This is a genomic window from Methylobacterium thuringiense (assembly GCF_022179645.1).
Classification (GTDB): Bacteria; Pseudomonadota; Alphaproteobacteria; order Rhizobiales; family Beijerinckiaceae; genus Methylobacterium; species Methylobacterium thuringiense.
In genome coordinates, this window is record NZ_BPRA01000015.1 from 276,312 (window position 1) to 292,800 (window position 16,489).

A 16,489-nucleotide genomic window follows, 5' to 3' on the forward strand; every position below is an offset into this window, starting at 1 on the left:
GCGAAAGCCAAGGCGCCGACCGATGTCGCTGGCGGCCTGATAGCCGACCTTCACAACATGACTGGCGGCGTCATCCACGACGGCGGCAAGGTGTCGTTCTGCGACGCGGCCGGTAGGGTTCACCGCAGGCCGGTGGCCGACTGGATCGGCTTCTTGGCCTCGCGCCTCTACGTGTCGGCTCGGAAGGAGATGGTGCGCCACGTCAGCGACCCGTCGCTCGACGATCCTGGCCGTGCCGCACTCCGCTGTACGCAGGCGTGCTAACGCAACCTTCAAACCCAAGAAGCTGTTTGCACCGCAGCATTGACCTGACGGAGCAAGCCTTGGGTAGCGTTCGCCGTGCTTACCGAATCGTCCCCGTGATGGAGTCCGAGCATCCAGCTGAGTGGTTTGAAACGGCCAGCGAGGCCATGAAAGCCGTTGATCGGCTTCGCACGCTACAGGGCGGATATTGCGTGATCCGCAACGAAGCTGGCGTGGCCATAACAGAGCGAGCGCTTGCCATGGCCGTTATGCAGGATCGTTTCCGCGCCGCTCGGGCAGCGTAGACTGCAACCCGCGCCACCAGCTTCATGAGGGGGCTCGAAGAAGCGGCGGACGGGGGCGGCCGGGGAGCGATGAACGACCCGACCCGGTCATTCTGCGTCAGGCTTGTTACCGTCCGGTTGCTGATGCTGGCCGGCTCGATGAACTGCTGGTAGCCGTACGAACTCGCCTATGCCCGGACCGAAAGATGAACGCCTCCAGCGACAGGCCCAAAGATGCTGAGGTCGTCTTGAACCTCCAAATCGCGAATGCTGAGATGCGGTTGAAGGCGGTGGGGGTCGAGTTGACCGCACTGCTTGCGACCGACGCCGACATCGCGGACGCAGAGCGTAGGCTTGCAGAGGCGCTGGATGCCTTGATGGACCTGCGTCGAGATCTGTGGGACCTCAGGATGGCGGAGGCCCCTTGAGCGTGGCGCTGGAAAGCGTGCCTATGCGCGCGTCTTCTTGACCTCGATCAGCGCCATGTCGATCAGCGTTTTGAGCCGAAACGAGCCGAGTTGCTCCACGAGCGCGCCGGCCTCGACGAGGGCATCTGTGATCCGCTTGACCGTCTGCACCTGCGTGTCGGCGCGCTCGACGCGGCGGCTGTCCGTGACGTCCACCATGATCCCAACGCAGCGAAGACCCTGGCCATCGGGGCCGGTCTCGACTCGGCCACGGGCCAGGACAGTGCGTGGCCGATCACGGTTGCCGATCGTGCGAAACTCGGCTTCGAAGCGCCCGGCGGTCGTATGGGCTTCATGCACCAGATGCGCGACTTCCTCGCGGTTCTCGGGATGTACCCCCTCCAGGAATTCCACAACCTGAATGCCGGCCGTTCCGCGATGCTGCTCGATGCCGAGTAGATCCGCAGCCTTGCCGGTGATCGTTACAGTCTGTGTCTTCAGATCGGTCTCCCAAGCACCGACGTAGCCGGAGGCATCGAGAGCAGATTGCACATCAGGTATCATGTCAACTTCCTATAAGAGACCAAAATAATAGTGCTACATATTCTAAGATCAAGTATTATATTGCTTGGGCAAGACCTGATTGCCTGCAATTCGGTTTGCTTAACATTTGTTACATGCGCGCAAAACGGCGTATGCACATGCAAAAGGCGATCCACACTCAACGCCGGTCTAGCTGCTGACACTTTGCCGACTTCGTGTCATCCACGCCTCTCATGGCCAAGCCTGCGCGGTTCGACACCTATCTCATTGCTGTGAAGCAGAAGCGCGAGCCTACGCGGCTCTACGCGCTGCTGGCTGCTTCGCCGGCCGAGGCTTTAGAGATCGTGACGGCGCAGGCTTCCGAAGGTGTTGCGGTGGAGGTCGCCGGCAAGCTGTCGAAGCGCATGGCGAGGCCGTACAAGCTCAAGGCCGGCGATCTGATACTGATCTGAGGTGGCTGGCATGCCGGCCCAGGTGAGATGTCGGCTCACCAGAAATGTATGGCGGCGCGGCGATCACAACGGCTACGCTAATCAACCTTGCTGGAAACCTCGCCCCTCCGGCGACAGCAGGCCCAAACTTCGCCCTGCAGTGGTCTCCGCTTGCGGGGCGCTTTCGTTTTAGCACGCCTGCCCCGCCGAGACGTTCAGGCGAAACACGGGTGAACCTTGTTCATTCGTCACCGCGACGTGCCAGTCGTCAGCGGTGAGAATTTCCGAAGCGTGATCGCGCAGGATGTAGCCGGCGAGGACAACGGCCTCGAACCGCGCAGCGTCGGGACCGTCCAAGTCCGTCCCATCCGTATCCGGGTAGTGGCGGCGATCGTTCACGGTGAAAAAGTATCGGGGCATACGAGGACTCCGCTGAAGTTTAGGCGGGAGCGCTCGTCTCTCTCTGTCGCCGGCGCCCGTTGATAGTGGCCAGCGATGATCGTTAAAGCGTATTCATTCTGTCGGGTTCCCGACATATCTCAATCAGTGCCATCAAACTGCTCGATGTACCTAAGTCCGTCCCAAAGCTCGGCGCTCAACCCGTTCGACATGCGTTGCGCTACGGCCTTGGCTAACTCGTCGTCATGAACCGGGATCGGCACACTCGACTGCACTTTACCGTCCCGGTCGAACAGCAGGACTCGGTAGCTCGGTGGCGTATCGGCTCCACCTGGTAGGCCACCTTGCGGGATCTCGGACATGGACGGCTCCTTCAGCGTAGCGATGAGCGCGTCTATCTGCGGCACTCCGGGCAAGGAGTTGGAATGTTAATGGCCAACATTTCTCCGCTCAACACCTGCACTCGGGATGTACGAAAGCGTACCCCGCGCCAAAGACCGTCCGAGTTCAGAAGACACATCGATAGTTACTGAAGGCTGGATGCGCGGACGACACATCCGCTGATCAATGACCTCGGCAGCGCGACCTCAAAGGGGGCTCAGCACATACCGACGCGGCAGGAGAACCAGCGGCGGTCTACAAGGTTGTCGGCGCATGCGGCTATTCATGCACATTCGCGACGGCGACACGTTGATAGAGGACCCGGAAGGCAGCGAGTTTCCAAACCTCGCGGCAGCGCAGCAGGAAGCGTTTGTGGCGGCTCGGGAAATTCTCGCCAACGCTTTGCTGTCGAACCAGGTGATCGACGGCCAAGAGTTCGAAATCACTGACGAGCACGGAGTGATCGTGATGCGGGTTCCGCTTCGCTCGGCCATGCGGACGGCTTGAGCGTCAGACCAGCGCCATCAGCCGTTCGTATTCATGTTCGGCAACCTCGTACGCACCATCTGCTAGATCCTGCAGCTTCTCTCGATCGCGCACGATGATGCGGCCGCGTTTAGCCGAGATCGCTCCGATTCCCTCCAGAACGTGCGTAGCGCTCGTGACCCCGGGGCGTCGTACGCTGAGCATGAGCGACAGAAACTCGTGTGTAATTAGCAACTCGTCCCCATCGGTCCGGTCCTGCACCATCAAGATCCAACGCGCCAAACGGCTTTCGAGGGTGAAGTTGGCATTGGCGTAGGTGGTCTGGGCGATCTGCGCCATCATCGCTGCAGCGTACAGGCTGAAAAGCCTTATTAGGGATGGGCGTTCTTGGATGACGCGGTGCAGTGCGTCGGTCCGGATCCGTTGTGCTGTTCCTGCCCCCTGGACCAGGTAGGCGAAAGGCGATTGGACCGCGCCGAGCAACGCCGGCAGTCCGGCGAGACCTTCGCGGCCGATCATGCCGACCTCGACACGACCCTCTCCCGCATCGGCCAGCATGGAAATGATGCCGGTCTCGACGAAATAGACGTGCTCGATCGGCTTATGCGGCTCGATGATCAGTTTCTGCAGATCGAGTGGCACACTCTCCATCTCAGATTGAAGCGCTTTCTGATCATCTGTCTTAAGAAAGGCCAGAAGTCGATTTTTTCCACAATTATGTTGGTCGTGCATTTTGCTCTCGGTATCAGGCTCACGACTACTCGAACGCGAAGCGTACCGAGCCAAATTTGAAAGTATGCTTCCCTAGAAGCCGGAGCAGATTATTGGCCTGACATTCCGGTCGTGTCACCTCGTGATTTTGATCGCACGCAGGGAAAAGCTCAACCACCGCATGGCGCGGATGACCCGGCGTCTCACCGACCGGCCGAGCGCGCGAGACGAGACCCGGCTGATCGCCGGAGCGCGGGTGTGGCTGCGTCAGACCGAGCGCATCGCGACGCTGGCCGGTACTCCCGAGCCGGAGGAGACCGCAGAGCTATGAAAAATATTCGGAGAGCCGACCGACCGCCGGCAAGCCTGAAATTAGCAGTGCCGCGATACCTGCAAACCGCTCTCGCGGCCTTGCGGTGACCCTCTTTCCCGGTCGGCAGGAATTGCGTAAACACGGTACGCCAGGATGCCGCAAAGCCTGCCAGCCGTGAATCGGGAAGCCCGCAATGCATGTGATCCTGATCGCGACCCAGAAAGGCGGCTCCGGCAAGAGCACGCTGGCTGCGCATTTCGGGGCGCTCGCCGAGCGCAACGGGCGTACCATCCTGATCGACGCCGATCCTCAGGGCTCGCTCTCGTTCTGGTATAAGCGCCGCGAGGCCGACACGCCGTTGCTGGCCAAGGCCGACGCTAACAACATCGGCGAAATCCTCGACGCGGCCGAGGCCGAGGGTATGGCTTGGGCCGTCGTCGATAGCCCGCCGCACAACGCCCCGCTGACGGCTTCGCTGATGTCGCGCGCCACGGTGACGGTCATCCCGGTTCGGCCGGGTCCGTTCGACCTCGACGCCGTCGCGGCAACGCTGGCCATGGCCCGCAGCCTCAAGGCGCCGATCGCGTGCGTCATCAACGCGGCTCCACCGATCACGCGCGGCGAGACCGAGACGTCGATCGTGGCGGAGGCCCGCGCCGTTCTCGTCGGCATGGGCGCTCCCGTGCTGCCCGGCCAAGTGTCCCAGCGCGCCAGCCTCTCGCACGCGCTCATCACCGGCCAATCGGTAAACGAGTACGACCCCGACAGCCGGGCGGCCGGCGAGATAGGGGCGATGTGGTCTGCCGTCGCCGAACTGGCCGGAGCCTTCCCCCGCAAGCCGTGAACGCGGTATCGCGCTAATCCTGCAACCCGCACTCGCGCCAACTCTGAGAGCCTGAGACCATGGCATCCCCGAAGCGCCCCAGCTTGTCGAACATGGTCGAGCCGAAGGGCAAGGCCGTTGAGCCGCCGTTGCCGGCAACCCCGATCGAGGCACCACCCGTGCGAGCGACCGCGCCGACCGATCTTAAAACGATGCAGGTTCGCGTGAACCGGGCAGGTTGGCTGGAGATGACCCGGCTCGCTCAGGACCGCGACATGCCTCTTGAGACGCTGATGGTCGAGGCGTTCAACGACGTCCTAACGAAGCACCAGAAGCCGCCGGTGGTCGAGCGCCGTCAGCCGAACCGGGACTGACTGACAGGCTACCCGGCAGTCTCGGCCCCGCCGCTCAATCAAGGACTGGCGGGGCCACACAAATGAGCATCAGCCAATCTGCTCATTCTGGGCGCCGCTGTCCGGTCGAGCCGGACCAAGCACCGGCTCCTCGCCTAGCGGCTCGTTCTGGAAAACGCTGTAGGTGCCTTTGCCATCAAGCGAAGGCCCGTTCGTCCAGCGGCCCTCGGGTGGCGCCGATCCGTCGCGAGCCGTGGCGAAGAAATTGTAGTTGAATTCCTGGTGCTCCTTGCTCTGCGGAAAGGAGTTCGGAATTGGTAGCGTGCCTTCGTGGCCGCCAAGCTCCTCAATGACAGCGAGCCACTGCTCTTGATGCATCGTGTCGCGAGCGATCATGAAGTGCAGCATGTCTTTCATGCCAGCGTCGTGCGCGGCATTGTAGAGGCGCACAGCAAGCGTGCGGCCTGTCGCTTCGGCAGCGACGTTGCAGTACATGTCGGCAGCTAGGTTACCGCTGGCGTAGATGTGACTCATGTCGAAGGGCACGCCCTCGCAGTTGGCCGGGAACGCTGCCATGCCCGTCGAGAGGAGGTGCCGATGCAGCATGCCCTCTATGGTGTGCCGTGCACTGCCGCCGCCCATAACGGCACCAACAACACCATCCGCAGCGCCCTCTTCCTGAAGTGAGGTCGGGGCCTTTTCGAGGTTCAATGCGACTGCGGTCGCCAGCATCTCGACGTGGCCCATTTCCTCGGTCGCCGTGTGCAGAAGCATGTCGCGATATTTTGTGCTCGGCCCCCGTGAGCCCCAGGCTTGGAAAAAATACTGCATGCAGACACGGATTTCACCTTCGACACCGCCAATGGCCTGCTGCAACATACGAGCAAAAATTGGGTCGGGATTTTCAACCTTGACCGGGTATTGGAGGCGCTTATCGCAATAAAACATGGCTTAGGTTCCGCTCATCTTAGCCGTAAATGGCATGACAGCCGCGCTGACTGATCCGCCGGGGTGATTATCGGCAGAAACTCAGGGCACCGCTGTCAGTTCACCGGCACGACAGCATCTGAACGCTATCGTACAAAGCTGGATGACCTTTCGAGCGGTTGGAACAGGTCGGTCTCCACAAGGTTACGCGGACTTCGCTATCGACCTCTACGCGAAGCGAGACGACGTCTCGGCTTTTTCAGGAGTTGTCATGCATCGCCGTAGTTTCCTCGCCAGTATGCTCTCCGCCACTGCTGCCCTTGCGGTCACGCGTACGGCAATTGCTCAGCCGACGCCGGCCGGCGCGATCCCGACGCCCGTTTACCTCAGCATGGCAACGAAGGGCGGCCTCTTCCTGGAAAACACCGCTCGCGATGCCCACGCCAAGACTACTAACTCGCGCCTGAGGGCGTTCACCCGCGTGGAAGTCAACGAGCAGGTCAATCTGTCCGGTAAGATCGCCGCCTACACGGGCAACGCTCCGGTTCCGGATGTTGCGGCCGGACCTGGCGGTCTGATTGGCGCCCCGCTCGCTCTGGCGACAGGTGTGGCTGGCGCGGCCGTGGGTGCTGCTGGTACCTTGCTCGGCGCCCCCGGCTCCGCCCCTTCTATGACCACAGATGCACAGAAGCAGCAGATCCTCAACCAACTGGCAGCCCAACAGGGTGGGCCCGCTTACGACGCGACGTTCGTCAACGCATCCCTCCAAGGACACTTGGAAGCTCGCACGATCCATGGGACTTATGCGCAGAGTGGCGAAGATCCTGGCCTTCGTCGGATTGCGCGCGGCGCTCTACCACTGATCGGCCAGCATATTGCGCTGCTGTCTCGCATGCAGGGTTCCATGGGTGGGCGCGGGTAAGCAGCCACGCTCGTCGGTAGTCTCGGCCCTGCCGTTCGATCTGTTCACGGATGGCAGGGGAGGCTCGGATCTCGCCAGCGTTGCCGCAGGAGGCACACCAGAGATTGCGCGAGCGTGAAGGGCCGCACCTTCGCGCGCTTCATGGATGCAGGGATGACGCATCGGCGGGTAAACGGCTTCCCTCAGATCCTGCATTCCAGCCTTGCCGAAATCCGTGCTCCGTGAGACCGCCACCGAACGCAAGACAAGTGTTGTTATCTTGCGTTGGAGCAGTGAGGATGAAGCTGGCGGCAGGCGATCCGTATTCGTATCGGCCTCGCGGCCTCGGTCGCGTGAGCGCTGCGCGCTACCTCGGCATCGACGAGTCGAGCTTCGACAACCTGGTGAAGATCCGGAAGCTGTCGCTACCGCGTCGCCTCAACGGCACGCCCGTCTGGGATCGTCATCAGCTTGAGGCGGCTTTCGAGACCTTCCCGAACGATGAGGGCGATGCGTCGGCCACGTCGCAAACGCCCAAGCCTTTTACGCCGCATCCCAAGGTCTACACGCCCGGCACACTGGCCAAGCGTTGGAAATGCAGCGGGACACTCATTCGCAACATGATCAAACGGGGCGAGCTACCCGCCTTCAAATTCGGCGGGAAACTGCTGCGCATCCAGACCGCAGACGTCGTTGCCTACGAGAGCGGGGCGGCGGCCGACGCCAAGAACAGGAGCGCGACATGAGCACCGCCCTCGTCGCTGTTGTTGAGGATCATCCCGTTCCGACGCTGCCGGTTGTCGTGCCCGCGCAGGCCGACGACGACGCACAGATGGTGCGGCTGTGGCTGGCGCGGTCGTCGAGCCCGAACACGCGTCGGAACTACGAGCGCGAAGCTCGCCGCTTCCTGACGCAAGTCGGCAGGCCGTTGGCGTCGGTGCGGATCGGCGACCTGCAGGAGTACCTAAAGGGGCTGACCGGCTCGTCGGCGACGGTCGGCCTGGCGGCCTCAGCGCTCAAGAGTCTTTTCACGTTTGCTCAGGAGGTCGGGTTCCTGCGCTTCAACGTCGGCGCGGCCGTGAAGGTGCCACCGATCAAGAACACCCTAGCCGAGCGCATCATGTTGGAATCCGACGCGCTGGTGATGATCCGACAGGAGCCAGTGTTGCGTAACCGCGTGCTGCTGACCGTGCTCTACGGCGGCGGGCTGCGGATCTCCGAGGTCTGCGGGCTGCGCTGGCGGGATCTCGCTGAGCGCGAGGGCAGCATCGGGCAGGCAACGGTATTCGGGAAGGGCGGTAAGACCCGCGTCGTCCTGCTCTCGGCCGCAACCTGGGCGGTGCTGACGGCCCTACGCGGCGATAGCGAGCCGGCGGTGGCCGACGCCCCCGTGTTTCGCTCGCGCAAGGTGGCGTCGAGGACCGGCGGGGCACTCGACCAATCGGCGGTGCATCGGGTCGTGAAGGCGACCGCCGCGCGGGCCGGACTGTCGATTGACGTCTCGGCGCACTGGCTCCGGCATGCCCATGCCAGGCACGCGCTAGACCGAAGCGCGCCGATCCATCTGGTGCAGGCGACCCTCGGGCACGCCTCGGTAGCGACGACGGGACGCTACCTGCATACGCGGCCGAGCGAGAGTTCGGCGCGGTTCCTCGGGGTTTAAACTCTGCACAGCAGCGTCTCCGGCTTGATTTTCGGCCGAAAACTGAGGCCGCAATAGAGGAACATCGAGATTGGCTCACGATTGACCGAGGCTCATCCAGGGAGAAAATCAATGAGATCCGTCAGTTTAGCCGCGCTTGCCTTCCTCATCGCCGCGCCGGCCTTCGCTGAGACCGTTCCGGAAAAAACCGGCGTGAACTCGCTACTGGGCGTAGCTCCGACGACGCAGGATTTCGTCACTCAAGCTGCGATCAGCGACATGTTCGAGATCCAATCTAGCAAGCTTGCAGAAGAGCGTGCCGATGATGCGACTAAAGCATTCGCGAAGCAGATGATTACGGATCATGAAAAAGTATCAACCGAGCTGAAAGGCTTAGTAAAAGACGGCAAGATCAAGGCCGATATACCAACCGAGATGGACAGCGCTCATGCAAGCAAGATCGCTAAACTTAAGGGATTGAAGGGCGAGGATTTTACAAAGCAATATCACAGCGATCAAGAGACCGGCCATAAGAACGCAGTTGATCTCTTTAAGCGCTATGCTGAAGGTGGAGAGAATGCAGATCTGAAGGCATGGGCAGCTAAGACGAAGCCTGCTCTCGACGGTCACCTCAAAATGGCTGACGAGCTGAATAAGTAAAAAATATAACTTTCATAGGCTATTAGACCAAAACAAGCGGCGCTCCCGGTCTAGCTGAAAACCAAGCTGTGGGTGCCGTTTCTTCACCATCGCGGACATCATCAAGCTGTACTGCACGGCGACCGGGCTCGATGCCTCGACCTTCGGGGCACACTCGTTGCTTGCCGGCTGCATCACGCCGGCGGCCGAGCGCGGCGCCAATCTCGCCCGGATCATGGATCAGTCGCGCCACCGCGATCCGCGCACCGTGCTCGGCTACATCCGGCGGGCGAACACGTTCAAGGATCCTTCGGGGAGCGGGTTTCTGTAGGCCCTGCCACCGCCTCGGCGGCATATCGGCTACGGGCAGCGCCGTCGTACGTAGAGCCGGTGCACTCGCACCAAGCCTTGAACGCCTCCGGCTCGATCGGCACACGCACGACCTCGACGCCGCTGCGCTGGACCTCTCGCTCGACCTGCTCGGTGGAGACCCGCCATGTTTCGTACCGCGCCGGAAGCTTCTCGCCATCGGACAGGCTTCGACGCAGCGCCTCGTAGTGCTCCGGGTTGTACCAGGGCAGGCCGACGCGACGGGGGCGCGCCATCACACTAACCTCAAGACGCTCTTCAACGGGACGGTGGCCTTTACCGCGCCGGTCTCGTCGGTGATCTCGAACACCTGCCCGTCAATCACCGCATCCGTCAGAACCTTCTCGGCAAGGATCTGACGAGCCGCCTTCATCGCTTCCCCACGCGCTTCGTCCAGGTTGAGAAGATCGCTTCCCTCATGGTCTTCGACCAGATTGGAGCCGTCGCGGATGTTGAGGTAGTACAGAGGCATATGGCTAAACCACCGGATTCCGTTGGGGTTTCGGTCGGCCGCCCGACTGTCCGATTTGGTGCATTTGGTCCACGATGCTGGACTATTTCTTCAGCGGATCAGGCTTTCGGCCGTCCGGAAGCAACTCACGCAGGTGATCATAGACCGTCTCAGCCGAGAACGGTTTGCTGAGGAAGCGAACTCCGTCTGGCAACTCGTTGGGCGCCGGCCGCACGCGCCCGGAGGCAACGACGATAGAAATATGCGGCCAGCGGCTGTGCGCCTCCCTGGCGAGCGCGAACCCATCGCGCGTGCCGGGCATCTGCACGTCGGTGAACAAGAGCACGATGGACGCCTGATGCTGTTCCAGCACCGCAATGGCATCATCACCATTTTCGGCCTCCAACGTTCGGAAACCGGCATCCTCCAGGATGTCGAACACGTTCATACGGGTCAGCCCGTCGTCGTCCACGGCCAAGGCATAGGGGGCTGAAGAGGTGCTGTTCATGAGCACCAAATCGACGGTGGCTGATTAAGGTCCGCCCTCGTTCGGAGCGTACGTCTTCAACCATTGCCAGCCCAGGCGGCGAATTTCCGGATTGCCGAGGTGTGCGGCGAGCTATCGGCGGTTCGAGTGCCTGTGATGCTCGGCTTCTTCGGCGGCGGCGATCCTCATGAATTTTCCGGCACGGCAGCACACCGTTCCCAAGATGCTCCAGAAGCGGTTCGTTGATCGCGACGGACTGCTTTGGTTTCATGACAAGAGACGACCCGCCCAGGGTGTTCGGCGAGCGCAGCCGAAGGACCTGTTTGTCGAGGGGCACGTCTACACGATCGAGGATGAAGCAGGAGGGCGTAGCGCGGCCGTTGAAAGCCTGCTGGGCCGAGTTGAGGATGCGGCAGAGCCTATCGTCGAGATGATCGTAGATCGGACCCGGCGGCGGTTGCCCTTGGATCTCAGCGCAGACGATCGCGCAATCATCCTGTTGTTCGTCCACTACCAGATGCGTCGAAGTCCCGACCTCTATCGCCGGATCACGCTCGATGCCGACGTCCAGAAGCTGTTCGAGGACAGCGTCGATGAGTGGAAGCAGGCGAGGGGCGCAGTCGAACAGGCCGAGCGGGCTCGCATTCTGGATCCGCGCAACGTGGCCCGCAACGCTCAACGGGTCCGGATGCAAGGTCTGGCGCAGATCTCAGAGAAGATCATGGGCGCTCTTGACGCTCGCGGCCTTTGCACAGCTCTGATCTCCCGTCCGAACCAGAACTTCGTCCTCGGAGGCTTCCCATTTGCACGGTTTGCGGCAGGGGGCCGGACTGATCTCGGGCATCCCAACGTCGAACTCTGGCTCACATTGGCGCCAGACGTAGCCCTCGGATCTTACGGCCATAGAAGCGATGAGCGCCGGGCCGAGATCACGAATGATCGCGCCGTTCGAGATGTGAACAGCCTGATATCTCGTGGCAGTCACGTCATCGCATCGGCATCTGCCGACTTGGTCCGAGCGGTCGCGCGTCGCAACCCGACGAAAGATTTTTTGCGTCAGCTGGGCTGCCCGGGATGATGGTAGCCGACCCGGATCGGGGCGGGAGATTGAAAACAATCAACGGAATTCAAAGGGTGCGGCGGGTCCGTGGGGCGGGCCGATCCGCTTATAATATTCGCGGATAATGGGAGCGCCGGCCGAATTTTGTCAGCAGTACGCGCTCGCGCGTGAGGGTGAGGCTCAGCCGCCTGCGGGTAGAACTCGTGGAAGTTCTCAATGATGTGGTCGATGTGCTTGGCCATCTCGCGATCTCCGTGGTCGGCTGACGCTGCGAGGCAGTCGCGCATGGTGACGAGGTTGCCGTTGTAGGGTTGCGCGGCAACCTCCAGGTCGGCGCGGATCAGTGCGTTCAACTGCTCGTCGGAGAGATCGTCGTACGGGGCGGCCTTCATCGCCCGCTCGATCTTGCGCAGGCGTAGGTCGATTACCTTGCTCATGGTGTGGTCTCCTGGGCTTTCAGCGGTGCTGCATGCTCTCTTCGATGCGAGCCAGGCGCTCGTGCAGGTCGCTGGCCTCGATCGCCTTCACGTGGGCATCTACAGCGCGGCCGACGTCGGCGGCCTCAGACGGGGTGAATTCGCCGGAAGCCACGGCCTGCAGCAGGGCGTTGGTCGCCTTCGGCAGGTCGGTGGTGGGCTCGATGGTGGGCAAGTCGAACTGCACCGGCCGATCCTTGCGGGCAGGCATCAGGCGGTCGAGGCAGAGGCGCAGGGCCGTCGCCGTCGATCGCGAGTTCGATGGCCTTGCGGGTCAGGGCCTCGCCTTCGCCGTCGAGCAGCGCTTCCATGGCGAGCGTGGCGCGGTTGCGGGCGCCCTTCGGCCGGCCGGCCGGGTTGCCACTCGCGCCTCCACCGAACTGTCCCTCTTCCCTCGCCATCGCTACAACCCTCGACCGCCGACCTGAAAATACAGGTCGAGAACAGATCGTCTCCTTCAACGCGGCAAACCTGCAAACCGGTATTGAGGTATGCCTGCAAGCGAGCATAGATGGAACCAGGCATCAGCCCGATCAGGAACATCCTCGGTGCCAACCGTTGGCCCTATACAACCACGGGAGATCACGATGCCGAAGGTACCGAACGAACGCAGCCCCGATGAAAAGCCTGATTCGAAGCGAGAGCGCCGGCCGAACGAGGGTGGTCTCGGAAAGACGGACACGGGTGGATTGGTTCGGCCGCCAAGCGAGCCAGGCGCGAAGCCTCATGTCCAGGACGGACCAATGGAGCGGCCGGGCACGGAAAATGAGGACGAGCGGCGGTAGAAGCGCATCATTCGCATGCCATGATCCTGCCGGCCACGCCCCGAACGCCGAGGTCTGACGTCCTCCAGGAACATCCGCCCTAGGTTCGGGCGTTTTCCTTGCCCAAGCGCTGGAGGCCGATATGCCGAAGGACACGGAGCGAAAGACCGACGACACCCATAAGCCCTGCGATGGGGGCGATGTGGGACGGGTGAAGACCACAGTCCGATCCCCACCAAAACCAAAACCCCAGATCTGGGATGTCGATCAACGATAGGCGCTCCCTCAGCCGCATCCTGTCGTCGCACCGCAGGCCGTGCAGGTCATGCAAGTGCCTGAGCGCTTCATGGCGAAGGCCCCGCAGGTGTCGCAGGCATCAGCCGTGAAGCCCTGGGCGATGGCGGTCTCTCGAATACCCGCCACAGGGGTATTACCGGGCGCTTGGCTCAGGGCGCTCGCCGTGCCTCTATGCGAGGTGCCGGCAGCGGCGCGAAGACCTTCGGCAAGCCCGTGAAGAGCAGCGGCAGCGGCCTGCTGGCGAACCGCTCGGGCGTCGTCGCGGATCTCGATCGATACGGCCGCGATCCGCGCCATCTCGGCGGCGTGGGCGATTCCGGCGTGAAAAGCGGCGCGCTCGTGAGGGGTCATGCTCGATCCAGTCCGGATCGGCTAAGACGCTGTGCCAGCGCCTCCATCGCGTTGATGCTGGTGATCGTCCGGTATGAGACGGAACGAGCGCGGGCTCTAACGCCACCATTTGGCTTCGCGTTAAGACATCGGCTCGCACCTGCGCCGACGCTCCGACCCATTGTGAGCGCACTCCGCGCAGGCCCTTGAAGGGTTGAAGTTTTCGTCGGAGGAAAAGCGATGTCGGTTTCCCATTCCGCTGAATATTGGAACGACATGGAGCGACAAGTCGCTGAGCGCGTTCGCGCTGGGTTGGCCTGCAACGCAGTTGAACGCCAGCCGACTATCGTGTTCCTGCGCGAAGCCGAGGAGGCAGCGCGAAAAGAGTATGATCGGAACCAGACGGTCCAGATTATTTCGTCCGGCCGACGCCTTCTAGGCGACAAGGTCAACCTGGACAAAGCAAACGGTCGGTACGCGTACTGCCTCGGCAAACGCTGATGATCGGGGATGCTGTCGCGATGACGCTTGCGGCAGCTTTCACTGCTGGCATGGTGATCCATGGATTTGGTCAGCAGGCTTAGGCGTTGACCCCTCCTTTGACCATCGCCGCTGTGTGTCTGGGGTTTTTGGTCGCTCTCACGGCAATAGCCAGCGAACCTGATCACGCAAGCAGGCGGCAGGGAAGCAACCCGCCTCTTCGCACCGGGCAGCAGATCCATTTCGCTGAGGTCGGTGAGGTGGGGATCATCACGACAGCCATCCCGGCAGATCCTTCCAGGCTGCATCAAGATGGGCTGAGCGGCGCTCGTTCCGGTCATCACCGACACCGCAGACGAGTTCGTGCAGGTTCTGAAGGATGATGCCGTCACCTGCCTCGACGATGTCGGCGCCCTTCCTCCGGAGCGCAGCTCTGAAGGCTACGGCCGCTGGATCGGTGGGATGCGCTCCAGCGAGTCCAGTATGGCGTCAATTGCCTTTGCGGCTCCATCAATGATGGTGGCGGCCGGCTTCGTCATGTGACTTCTTCCAACTGGCCGAAGAACGAAGCGATCTCATCATCGTCTTCATTCCATGAGACGCCGTTTGGAAGCGCAAACAGGCGTATGGCGCCATCTTCACAGCGGACGATGCACCAGGCGGTGAACCCGGGCTCCGAGGGAATAGCCCATTGCCGCATCTCAACTGAAGTGAGCTGTCGCAGCCGAAACCTGCGATCCGGATTACCGTGAAACCATACACTATCGAGTTCGGTGGCGATCATTAGGTATCCGCTCGGGGTACAACGAGACGGATAACCTCTGCTCTGATCCTGTGTTCATCGGCTTCCCGTCATGCTTCGCCTTGTCGCTATCTGTCTTCAGCTCAAGACGGCAACGAAGCCAGGTGGATGAAAATCCGCTATATCTGGCAATATGTTGCGGTTACAGCAGCTATCAGCGCGGCCAGCTTCTATGTGGTGCCATATACCCGATGCGAGGCTTGGACGTTCGTAAGAAAATGCACGATCCCGCGGATGCCACATCATCATGCTTGAGCATGATCGGAGCAGACGCTAGAAGCGGGCACCCAGACGAAAAAAGGCCGCCCCGGTGAGGGAGCGGCCCAAGTCTAGGGAGGAAACGCCCAAGAAGGGCTGCAAGACCGCGACGCCATCGCGGTCTCGCCATCACAAGCTAATTTGCTGCACCGCAGCAGGCAACCATGAGCCAGCGCATGGCTCCTGCGGTCTAAGCGCACGTGCATGCGCCCAGGTTATTCCTTGCGATCGCGATCGAGTTGCTGAAGCACCTCGATCAAGTGTGGACCGATCGCCCGATCGAACACCGGTTCGTACATGGCCTGCAGCTGCTGCCCCAACCGCTCCCGCGTCGAGGCATCGAGCAAGGGGACCGTGTCTGCTCTAAAATCAGAGCCTAGGCTGTCATGACCGGCATCCAACACCGGCATCAGACGGGACTGGAGCTGCTTCCCAAGGTGCTGACGGATCGTCGGGTCTAGGGTCGGCGAGGTTGTAGAGGCAGGGCACAGGGCTACGTTTTCTGTGTCGGACATCGCAACTTCATCGATCAGTGACTCCCCCCGATAACCGGCGTTCACGGGTTGGGTTCTGCCAATCCGTTGATGGATCGGCATACCTCAGGCGTGCAGCTCGAGCGCGTCAAAGTGCTCGATGAAACGCAGCCCCTCCCACAGCTCTACGGCGTGACTACCCACACCCTTCCCGCCAAGGCCACCGCGATCGTCTGCGCCTACCTCCGGTTCCGACATCTCCACCTCCTCGGTGAGATAGAGAACGCCGTTGAGGTCGGAAGCACGGCTCTGAGCGACATGGGCGCGCCAGTTGGCGAGTGCAGAGGCAGCTTCTCAAGAAACGAAAATCAGGCCGTCCTGACCAGCAGTCTGCATATACTCTCTTCAACCAAACACGATTGTCACATTGCCCTCGATCCTGACAGGCATTGACCCTGATCCAACTCGTTTTCTCCCTGCGTTAGTGGCTTCGTAGCACCGCCGAAGAGGTGCTCTGGCCGGATTTGCATGAGTTCTCCTGGGGTTATGGCCTGGCACACTGCTTTCTGCGCAGGGCCGTCACGGAGCAGCGGGCTTGATACCCGAGGGTGTGAACCCAGAAGAGCCAAGAGCAGAACGATTTCGGTGCCCGTCGCTGCTATTTCGGGAATTCGCTACGATCTCTCAGCCCGCAGCCGTGGCCAGCGTGGTCCGGAGTTGCGCGTCGCGGCTAACCTTGACGCGCAACTCCGGACCACG

27 protein-coding genes and 1 pseudogene are annotated in these 16,489 nt (G+C 61.7%); 14 read left to right on the forward strand and 14 right to left on the reverse strand.

Annotated features, from left to right (window positions below; genetic code table 11):
- Window positions 1-57 precede the first annotated feature (57 nt).
- The gene (locus MFF07_RS17365) at window positions 58-264 is read left to right on the forward strand and encodes a hypothetical protein (protein ID WP_238232465.1); all 207 of its coding nucleotides are present in this window, start codon (window positions 58-60) and stop codon (window positions 262-264) included.
- A gap of 469 nt (window positions 265-733) precedes the next feature.
- A complete protein-coding gene (locus MFF07_RS17370; protein ID WP_238232466.1) occupies window positions 734-955 on the forward strand; it encodes a hypothetical protein in 222 nt (73 codons plus the stop codon).
- A gap of 21 nt (window positions 956-976) precedes the next feature.
- On the opposite strand, the gene MFF07_RS17375 is transcribed toward MFF07_RS17370, so the two are convergent.
- Window positions 977-1,498 (reverse strand): PAS domain-containing protein, encoded by a 522-nt coding sequence (locus MFF07_RS17375; protein ID WP_238232467.1) that lies wholly within the window; start codon window positions 1,496-1,498, stop codon window positions 977-979.
- A gap of 212 nt (window positions 1,499-1,710) precedes the next feature.
- Here MFF07_RS17375 and MFF07_RS17380 point away from each other — a divergent pair, with 212 nt between their 5' ends.
- Entirely contained in the window at window positions 1,711-1,929 is a 219-nt protein-coding gene (locus MFF07_RS17380) for a hypothetical protein (RefSeq protein ID WP_238232468.1), read from the forward strand.
- Between the two features lie 168 nt (window positions 1,930-2,097).
- On the opposite strand, the gene MFF07_RS17385 is transcribed toward MFF07_RS17380, so the two are convergent.
- Window positions 2,098-2,328 (reverse strand): DUF6894 family protein, encoded by a 231-nt coding sequence (locus tag MFF07_RS17385; RefSeq protein ID WP_373322378.1) that lies wholly within the window; start codon window positions 2,326-2,328, stop codon window positions 2,098-2,100.
- Window positions 2,329-2,447: 119 nt separating this feature from the next.
- Window positions 2,448-2,669 (reverse strand): hypothetical protein, encoded by a 222-nt coding sequence (locus MFF07_RS17390; RefSeq protein WP_238232470.1) that lies wholly within the window; start codon window positions 2,667-2,669, stop codon window positions 2,448-2,450.
- Between the two features lie 292 nt (window positions 2,670-2,961).
- Between MFF07_RS17390 and MFF07_RS17395 the strand changes: the two genes are divergently transcribed.
- On the forward strand, window positions 2,962-3,195 hold the full coding sequence (locus MFF07_RS17395; protein ID WP_238232471.1) for a DUF6894 family protein: 234 nt from the start codon (window positions 2,962-2,964) through the stop codon (window positions 3,193-3,195).
- A gap of 3 nt (window positions 3,196-3,198) precedes the next feature.
- On the opposite strand, the gene MFF07_RS17400 is transcribed toward MFF07_RS17395, so the two are convergent.
- Window positions 3,199-3,906 (reverse strand): Crp/Fnr family transcriptional regulator, encoded by a 708-nt coding sequence (locus tag MFF07_RS17400; RefSeq protein ID WP_238232472.1) that lies wholly within the window; start codon window positions 3,904-3,906, stop codon window positions 3,199-3,201.
- 121 nt (window positions 3,907-4,027) lie between these two features.
- On the opposite strand from MFF07_RS17400, the gene MFF07_RS17405 reads away from it, so the two are divergent.
- From MFF07_RS17405 to MFF07_RS17415, 3 genes are all read left to right on the forward strand, one after another.
- Window positions 4,028-4,216 (forward strand): hypothetical protein, encoded by a 189-nt coding sequence (locus tag MFF07_RS17405; protein ID WP_238232473.1) that lies wholly within the window; start codon window positions 4,028-4,030, stop codon window positions 4,214-4,216.
- A 175-nt stretch (window positions 4,217-4,391) separates the two neighbouring features.
- Window positions 4,392-5,042, forward strand: coding sequence for a nucleotide-binding protein (locus tag MFF07_RS17410; protein WP_238232474.1), 651 nt, complete (start codon window positions 4,392-4,394; stop codon window positions 5,040-5,042).
- A 92-nt stretch (window positions 5,043-5,134) separates the two neighbouring features.
- The gene (locus MFF07_RS17415; protein ID WP_238232475.1) at window positions 5,135-5,395 is read left to right on the forward strand and encodes a hypothetical protein; all 261 of its coding nucleotides are present in this window, start codon (window positions 5,135-5,137) and stop codon (window positions 5,393-5,395) included.
- 69 nt (window positions 5,396-5,464) lie between these two features.
- On the opposite strand, the gene MFF07_RS17420 is transcribed toward MFF07_RS17415, so the two are convergent.
- Entirely contained in the window at window positions 5,465-6,322 is an 858-nt protein-coding gene (locus MFF07_RS17420) for a manganese catalase family protein (protein ID WP_238232476.1), read from the reverse strand.
- A gap of 250 nt (window positions 6,323-6,572) precedes the next feature.
- Between MFF07_RS17420 and MFF07_RS17425 the strand changes: the two genes are divergently transcribed.
- The 4 genes from MFF07_RS17425 (at window position 6,573) to MFF07_RS17440 (ending at window position 9,504) form a co-directional block, all read left to right on the forward strand.
- A complete protein-coding gene (locus MFF07_RS17425; RefSeq protein WP_238232477.1) occupies window positions 6,573-7,223 on the forward strand; it encodes a DUF4142 domain-containing protein in 651 nt (216 codons plus the stop codon).
- 278 nt (window positions 7,224-7,501) lie between these two features.
- Window positions 7,502-7,948, forward strand: a complete 447-nt coding sequence (locus MFF07_RS17430) for a helix-turn-helix domain-containing protein (RefSeq protein WP_238232478.1) — start codon at window positions 7,502-7,504, stop codon at window positions 7,946-7,948.
- Complete coding sequence (locus tag MFF07_RS17435) at window positions 7,945-8,865, forward strand: tyrosine-type recombinase/integrase (RefSeq protein ID WP_238232479.1); 921 nt, start codon at window positions 7,945-7,947, stop codon at window positions 8,863-8,865. The genes MFF07_RS17430 and MFF07_RS17435 overlap by 4 nt, the downstream gene beginning before the upstream one ends.
- Window positions 8,866-8,976: 111 nt before the next feature.
- Window positions 8,977-9,504 carry a DUF4142 domain-containing protein gene (locus tag MFF07_RS17440; protein WP_238232480.1) on the forward strand — a complete coding sequence of 176 codons (528 nt, stop codon included), beginning with the start codon at window positions 8,977-8,979 and terminating at the stop codon, window positions 9,502-9,504.
- Between the two features lie 278 nt (window positions 9,505-9,782).
- On the opposite strand, the gene MFF07_RS17445 is transcribed toward MFF07_RS17440, so the two are convergent.
- The 3 genes from MFF07_RS17445 to MFF07_RS17455 all read right to left on the reverse strand — a co-directional run bounded on the left by MFF07_RS17445 (window position 9,783) and on the right by MFF07_RS17455 (window position 10,811).
- A complete protein-coding gene (locus MFF07_RS17445; protein WP_238232481.1) occupies window positions 9,783-10,088 on the reverse strand; it encodes a hypothetical protein in 306 nt (101 codons plus the stop codon).
- A complete protein-coding gene (locus tag MFF07_RS17450; RefSeq protein ID WP_238232482.1) occupies window positions 10,088-10,324 on the reverse strand; it encodes a DUF6894 family protein in 237 nt (78 codons plus the stop codon). Before MFF07_RS17450 ends, MFF07_RS17445 begins: the two co-directional genes overlap by 1 nt.
- Window positions 10,325-10,406: 82 nt before the next feature.
- On the reverse strand, window positions 10,407-10,811 hold the full coding sequence (locus MFF07_RS17455) for a response regulator (RefSeq protein ID WP_238232483.1): 405 nt from the start codon (window positions 10,809-10,811) through the stop codon (window positions 10,407-10,409).
- Window positions 10,812-10,977: 166 nt separating this feature from the next.
- Here MFF07_RS17455 and MFF07_RS17460 point away from each other — a divergent pair, with 166 nt between their 5' ends.
- Window positions 10,978-11,868: a DUF4238 domain-containing protein gene (locus MFF07_RS17460; RefSeq protein WP_238232484.1), complete on the forward strand. Its 891-nt coding sequence runs from the start codon at window positions 10,978-10,980 to the stop codon at window positions 11,866-11,868.
- Here the strand turns inward: MFF07_RS17460 and MFF07_RS17465 are convergent.
- The 4 genes and pseudogenes from MFF07_RS17465 to MFF07_RS17475 all read right to left on the reverse strand — a co-directional run bounded on the left by MFF07_RS17465 (window position 11,847) and on the right by MFF07_RS17475 (window position 13,738).
- Complete coding sequence (locus MFF07_RS17465; RefSeq protein ID WP_238232485.1) at window positions 11,847-12,287, reverse strand: hypothetical protein; 441 nt, start codon at window positions 12,285-12,287, stop codon at window positions 11,847-11,849. The two genes, MFF07_RS17460 and MFF07_RS17465, sit on opposite strands and share 22 nt — an antisense overlap.
- Before the next feature lie 19 nt (window positions 12,288-12,306).
- Window positions 12,307-12,537: a hypothetical protein gene (locus tag MFF07_RS22640; RefSeq protein ID WP_306424647.1), complete on the reverse strand. Its 231-nt coding sequence runs from the start codon at window positions 12,535-12,537 to the stop codon at window positions 12,307-12,309.
- A gap of 79 nt (window positions 12,538-12,616) precedes the next feature.
- Window positions 12,617-12,835, reverse strand: a pseudogene (locus MFF07_RS22645) (DUF5681 domain-containing protein); the annotation flags it as partial.
- Between the two features lie 540 nt (window positions 12,836-13,375).
- Window positions 13,376-13,738 (reverse strand): hypothetical protein, encoded by a 363-nt coding sequence (locus tag MFF07_RS17475; protein WP_238232486.1) that lies wholly within the window; start codon window positions 13,736-13,738, stop codon window positions 13,376-13,378.
- 219 nt (window positions 13,739-13,957) lie between these two features.
- On the opposite strand from MFF07_RS17475, the gene MFF07_RS17480 reads away from it, so the two are divergent.
- The gene (locus MFF07_RS17480) at window positions 13,958-14,218 is read left to right on the forward strand and encodes a hypothetical protein (protein WP_238232487.1); all 261 of its coding nucleotides are present in this window, start codon (window positions 13,958-13,960) and stop codon (window positions 14,216-14,218) included.
- A gap of 342 nt (window positions 14,219-14,560) precedes the next feature.
- On the forward strand, window positions 14,561-14,740 hold the full coding sequence (locus MFF07_RS17485; protein WP_238232488.1) for a hypothetical protein: 180 nt from the start codon (window positions 14,561-14,563) through the stop codon (window positions 14,738-14,740).
- On the opposite strand, the gene MFF07_RS17490 is transcribed toward MFF07_RS17485, so the two are convergent.
- Both MFF07_RS17490 and MFF07_RS17495 read right to left on the reverse strand, forming a co-directional pair.
- Complete coding sequence (locus MFF07_RS17490) at window positions 14,733-14,981, reverse strand: hypothetical protein (RefSeq protein ID WP_238232489.1); 249 nt, start codon at window positions 14,979-14,981, stop codon at window positions 14,733-14,735. The two genes, MFF07_RS17485 and MFF07_RS17490, sit on opposite strands and share 8 nt — an antisense overlap.
- Before the next feature lie 491 nt (window positions 14,982-15,472).
- The gene (locus MFF07_RS17495) at window positions 15,473-15,817 is read right to left on the reverse strand and encodes a hypothetical protein (protein WP_238232490.1); all 345 of its coding nucleotides are present in this window, start codon (window positions 15,815-15,817) and stop codon (window positions 15,473-15,475) included.
- Window positions 15,818-16,489: the final 672 nt, after the last annotated feature.

Bases quoted from the DNA above. Each gene is read 5' to 3' on its own strand.
- MFF07_RS17365 (WP_238232465.1), top strand. From the start codon at position 58: ATGACTGGCGGCGTCATCCACGACGGCGGCAAGGTGTCGTTCTGCGAC.
- MFF07_RS17370 (WP_238232466.1), top strand. From the start codon at position 734: ATGAACGCCTCCAGCGACAGGCCCAAAGATGCTGAGGTCGTCTTGAAC.
- MFF07_RS17375 (WP_238232467.1), bottom strand. From the start codon at position 1,498: ATGATACCTGATGTGCAATCTGCTCTCGATGCCTCCGGCTACGTCGGT.
- MFF07_RS17380 (WP_238232468.1), top strand. From the start codon at position 1,711: ATGGCCAAGCCTGCGCGGTTCGACACCTATCTCATTGCTGTGAAGCAG.
- MFF07_RS17385 (WP_373322378.1), bottom strand. From the start codon at position 2,328: ATGCCCCGATACTTTTTCACCGTGAACGATCGCCGCCACTACCCGGAT.
- MFF07_RS17390 (WP_238232470.1), bottom strand. From the start codon at position 2,669: ATGTCCGAGATCCCGCAAGGTGGCCTACCAGGTGGAGCCGATACGCCA.
- MFF07_RS17395 (WP_238232471.1), top strand. From the start codon at position 2,962: ATGCGGCTATTCATGCACATTCGCGACGGCGACACGTTGATAGAGGAC.
- MFF07_RS17400 (WP_238232472.1), bottom strand. From the start codon at position 3,906: ATGCACGACCAACATAATTGTGGAAAAAATCGACTTCTGGCCTTTCTT.
- MFF07_RS17410 (WP_238232474.1), top strand. From the start codon at position 4,392: ATGCATGTGATCCTGATCGCGACCCAGAAAGGCGGCTCCGGCAAGAGC.
- MFF07_RS17415 (WP_238232475.1), top strand. From the start codon at position 5,135: ATGGTCGAGCCGAAGGGCAAGGCCGTTGAGCCGCCGTTGCCGGCAACC.
- MFF07_RS17420 (WP_238232476.1), bottom strand. From the start codon at position 6,322: ATGTTTTATTGCGATAAGCGCCTCCAATACCCGGTCAAGGTTGAAAAT.
- MFF07_RS17425 (WP_238232477.1), top strand. From the start codon at position 6,573: ATGCATCGCCGTAGTTTCCTCGCCAGTATGCTCTCCGCCACTGCTGCC.
- MFF07_RS17430 (WP_238232478.1), top strand. From the start codon at position 7,502: ATGAAGCTGGCGGCAGGCGATCCGTATTCGTATCGGCCTCGCGGCCTC.
- MFF07_RS17435 (WP_238232479.1), top strand. From the start codon at position 7,945: ATGAGCACCGCCCTCGTCGCTGTTGTTGAGGATCATCCCGTTCCGACG.
- MFF07_RS17440 (WP_238232480.1), top strand. From the start codon at position 8,977: ATGAGATCCGTCAGTTTAGCCGCGCTTGCCTTCCTCATCGCCGCGCCG.
- MFF07_RS17445 (WP_238232481.1), bottom strand. From the start codon at position 10,088: ATGGCGCGCCCCCGTCGCGTCGGCCTGCCCTGGTACAACCCGGAGCAC.
- MFF07_RS17450 (WP_238232482.1), bottom strand. From the start codon at position 10,324: ATGCCTCTGTACTACCTCAACATCCGCGACGGCTCCAATCTGGTCGAA.
- MFF07_RS17455 (WP_238232483.1), bottom strand. From the start codon at position 10,811: ATGAACAGCACCTCTTCAGCCCCCTATGCCTTGGCCGTGGACGACGAC.
- MFF07_RS17460 (WP_238232484.1), top strand. From the start codon at position 10,978: ATGAATTTTCCGGCACGGCAGCACACCGTTCCCAAGATGCTCCAGAAG.
- MFF07_RS17465 (WP_238232485.1), bottom strand. From the start codon at position 12,287: ATGAGCAAGGTAATCGACCTACGCCTGCGCAAGATCGAGCGGGCGATG.
- MFF07_RS22640 (WP_306424647.1), bottom strand. From the start codon at position 12,537: ATGCCTGCCCGCAAGGATCGGCCGGTGCAGTTCGACTTGCCCACCATC.
- MFF07_RS17475 (WP_238232486.1), bottom strand. From the start codon at position 13,738: ATGACCCCTCACGAGCGCGCCGCTTTTCACGCCGGAATCGCCCACGCC.
- MFF07_RS17480 (WP_238232487.1), top strand. From the start codon at position 13,958: ATGTCGGTTTCCCATTCCGCTGAATATTGGAACGACATGGAGCGACAA.
- MFF07_RS17490 (WP_238232489.1), bottom strand. From the start codon at position 14,981: ATGATCGCCACCGAACTCGATAGTGTATGGTTTCACGGTAATCCGGAT.